Origin of the sequence: Streptomyces sp. NPDC005181, assembly GCF_040608395.1 — a bacterium.
In the GTDB taxonomy this organism is placed as follows: Bacteria; Actinomycetota; Actinomycetes; order Streptomycetales; family Streptomycetaceae; genus Streptomyces.
On record NZ_JBEXID010000206.1, the window covers coordinates 1 to 3,780 of the forward strand.

Sequence of the window (3,780 nt, forward strand, 5' to 3'; positions counted from 1 at the left end):
GCGCGGCCCACGAAGACGAGGTCACCTTCGGCGGTCCAGCGCACCACGTCGCCGCTGCGGTACATGCGGGAGCCGCCGGGGCCGAACGGGTCGGCAACGAAACGTTCCGCGGTGAGTGCCGGCCGGTTCAGATAGCCCCGGGCCAGTCCCTCGCCGGCAATGTACAGCTCACCGGCCACCCCCACCGGCACCGGCAGCAGACCACCGTCCAACACATACACCCGCATGTTGTCCATCGGACGGCCGATCGGCAGCAGGTCCGGTACCTCGTCGGCGGCACGCGAGGGATGGCAGGTGGCGAAGACCGTGGTCTCCGTCGGGCCATACCCATTGACAACGGTCACTCCCGGACAGGCGTCCAGCACCCGCCGCACCATCGCGGCCGGCACCACGTCCCCGCCCGTCCACACCTCACGCACCCCGGCAAAGCACTCAGGAGACTCCCCCGCCCACAACCGGAACAGCCCGGCGGTCAGCCACAGCGCAGTCACCCCGTGCCGCACGACCAGCTCCCGCAGCGTGTCCGCATCCAACTCACCAGGAGGCGCGATCACCACCGCGCCACCGGACAGCAGCGGAACCCACAACTCGTAGGTCAGCGCGTCGAACGCCTGAGGCGAATGCATCAGCATCCGCTGGTGGCTGCCCGACGCCCACCACTGGTCCAGCCCCAGGCTCACCACGTCACGATGAGTGGTCCCCGCTCCCTTCGGCAGGCCCGTGGACCCGGAGGTGTACATGACGCACAACAGCTGCTCGCCATGGCCGGCTGTCGTCACCTCGGACGCCGATTCCCCTTCTCCCAGTCCGTCGTCCACGACGATCACCTGAGCGCCGTGGCCGGAGAACACCGGCTGCGAGGCTGCATCGGTCAGCAGCACCGATGCCGCCGTATCCGCCATGATCATGTGCAATCGGCCCTCGGGTGCACGCGCGTCCAGCGGCACATAGGTCGCGCCGGCCTTCACGATCGCCAAGATCGAGGCCACCAGGGCGGCTGACCGCTCCTGGAGCACAGCCACCCGGTCCTCACGGCCCACGCCCAGGTCGACCAGCACCCGCGCCAGCCGGTTCGCCCGCGCGTCCAACTCCGCGTAGCTCAACGTCTCCTTGCCACACACCACTGCTGCGGCCTGTGGGGTACGTGCCACATGCGCCGCGAACAGTGCCCCCACTGTCAGGTCCGCCACCGGACGCGACGTGCTGTTCCAGGTGTGAAGAAGCTGCTCCCGCTCATCCACGCCCAGCAGATCGACCCGTCCCAGGGGAGCCTGGACATCGGCCGCGAAGGCGTCCAGGAAGCGGAGGAAACGCTGCCCGTGGGAGACGACATCGTCCTCGGTGTAGACAGCGGGGTTCGCATCGAAGGCGAACTCGAGACCGTTTCCGTCGGATCGTTCGAAAACGCCTATAGAAAAATCATCAACGGGGCCGTTAGAAAGGTTTTTCGTGGTTGCCAAGTGATCATCGAAGCGCAGATCGTAATCAAAGGCCATGATGTTCACGGTGGGCCCGAAGATCCGGCTGTGACTATCGGATATCTTGAGATCGCGGCGGATGTCCTCGTATCGATAGCGCTGATGGCGAAGCGTCGTCCTGATTTCCCTCGTCACCTGCCGGAGGAGTTCGGAAACGCTCATGTCCGGACGCACCTGGAGTACCAGTGGAAGGTGATTGGAAGCCATCCCGACAATATTGCGAAGGGCCTTCCCCGGACGGGCCTGCACCGGAATCCCCAGCACCACGTCCTGCCTGCCCGTGAGCCGGTGCAGATAGGCCGCTGTTGCCGCGATTACCAGCCCTGACCAGCTCGTTCCGGCCCGGCGCGCGGCTGCCCGGTAGCCGTCCAGCTGCGTCTGCGGGCTGTAATGAGTGACGCGCAGGAAACTCTGCGGGATCTCCGTGGTCGTCCGTTCGGTGAAACTGACCGCCTCGGGCAGTCCGTCCAGCCGGCTCAGCCAGTGCTGGCGATCCGTCTCGAACTCTCGCGAAGCCCGGTAGTCGACATCGTGGTCGAGCAGCGTCGTCAGGCTGCCGGTTTCCGATTCGGGGACAGGAGTGCCTCGAACCAGGGATGTGTACACCTCGGCCACCCGGGCCGTGATCAGCGTGCCACAGAATCCATCGACCATCAGATGGTGGTATCGGTGGTGCCAGATGAATCGGGAGTCCGAAATTTTGATCAGGGAAGAAGCAAAGAGAGGATCACGCAGGATGTCCAACGGCTCGCGCAGATCGGCCTTCATCCACCGCTGAGCCGCGGCGTCAGGGTCGTCTTCACGACTGAAGTCGGTGACGCGCAGTGACCAGTCGACGTGTTCGGCTATGACCTGGTAGGGGCCGTCGGCGCCCTCGCCCAGGCGGATGCGCAGGCCATCGAGATCGTGCAGAGCCTGCTGATAGGCCTTCTCGAACGCGACCGTATCCACGGCGCCATGGATCTCGATGTATTCCGCGATGTTGTACGCCGAGGACGACGAGTAGATCTGACTGGCCAGCCAGATGCCGGTCTGGGCGGCAGTCAACGGCCGAGGGGAATCCTGCGATACAGACATCCGGCGTATCCTTTCTTTTGCATTTCCCCGTGCTCCAGCAGTGCGGCGTCATACACGGACGGCGACAACTGGTGGGTGTACTTTCAGACAGCGTTGTGACAGCACTCCGCCGAACACGCATACCGACACGTATACCGGCAAGGCAATACGACGCGACAATCCCGGAACAAGGAGAACGTCACCGGTCGATGCGATGGAATTCTGCTGTGATGGCCCGGCCGATGACGGCCAGAGCAGCCGGTCGCGTCATGTCGTCGTGCGCATATGGAACCTCTTCGTCGACGATTCGACCACTGATGTGGGCTCGCCATTCCTGCGCGGTGGGAGCCCCTTCCGGGCGTTCCAGTCCCGCAGTGAAGAAGAGTAGATCACCCATGACCCGACCGGGGGTGAAATCGGCCATGAGGCGAACGTTCCGGAGGTAAGTCTTCACGACAGCCGTGATCTCGTGGTTTTCCAGGTCTTTCAGATCACTTGCCATCTGGTGAACAAACTCTCGCACCATACGAAGTTGCGCAGAATCCTGACCGTTATACCCGTCCTGTGCGGTGTCTCCGACACCACCGAAGGCACTGAGAATGACAGCAAGTCGCTCGTCCTCCGCCGTATCCAGCAGCAGGGACGGCAGGGACGCCTTGCTCGCGGGATACGAGTCGAGCATGGCCAGCAGAGCGACCTCCTCGCCCTGTTCCTGTAGCCGGGCCGCGATGGCGTGGACGACAAGACCGCCGAAGGACCAGCCCAGCATGTGATACGGGCCGGATTTCTGCACCGAGCGGATATGCGTCAGATAGTCGTCGGCCATCTCTTCCACACTCTCGGGCAGCGCGCCGGTCTGCCGGAGGCTTCGAGCCTGCAGCCCGTAGAGCGGCTGATCCGCCGGCAAGTGCGCCGCCAGCCCGATGTAGGACCAGCTGATCCCGAAACCCGGGTGTACGCAGAACAGCGGCGGACGGTCACCCGTGGTACGCAGGGGCAGCAGCACGTCGAACTCGTCGGAGGCACGGTCGGGGGCGAGCCGTCCGGCCAGCCCGGCAACGGTGGGAACCTCGAACAGGTCCCGGATGTTCAGTGCGACGCCGGTGGTCTTGCGGATACGACTGACCAGACGGGTGGCCAGCAGCGAGTGTCCGCCCAGATCGAAGAAACTGTCGTCGATACCCACGGCGTCAAGTCCGAGCACCTCGGCGAAGAGCCGGGCCAGCAGTTCTTCCTGTGGCGTACG

Annotated in this window: 2 protein-coding genes; both read right to left on the bottom strand. The window is 64.4% G+C overall.

Going from position 1 to position 3,780, the window contains the following annotated elements; translation table 11 throughout:
* On the bottom strand, nt 1-2,555 hold a 2,555-nt coding region (locus ABZV38_RS39835; protein WP_356333790.1), incomplete at its 3' end, for an amino acid adenylation domain-containing protein.
* Between the two features lie 178 nt (nt 2,556-2,733).
* On the bottom strand, nt 2,734-3,780 hold a 1,047-nt coding region (locus ABZV38_RS39840), incomplete at its 5' end, for a thioesterase domain-containing protein (protein ID WP_356333792.1).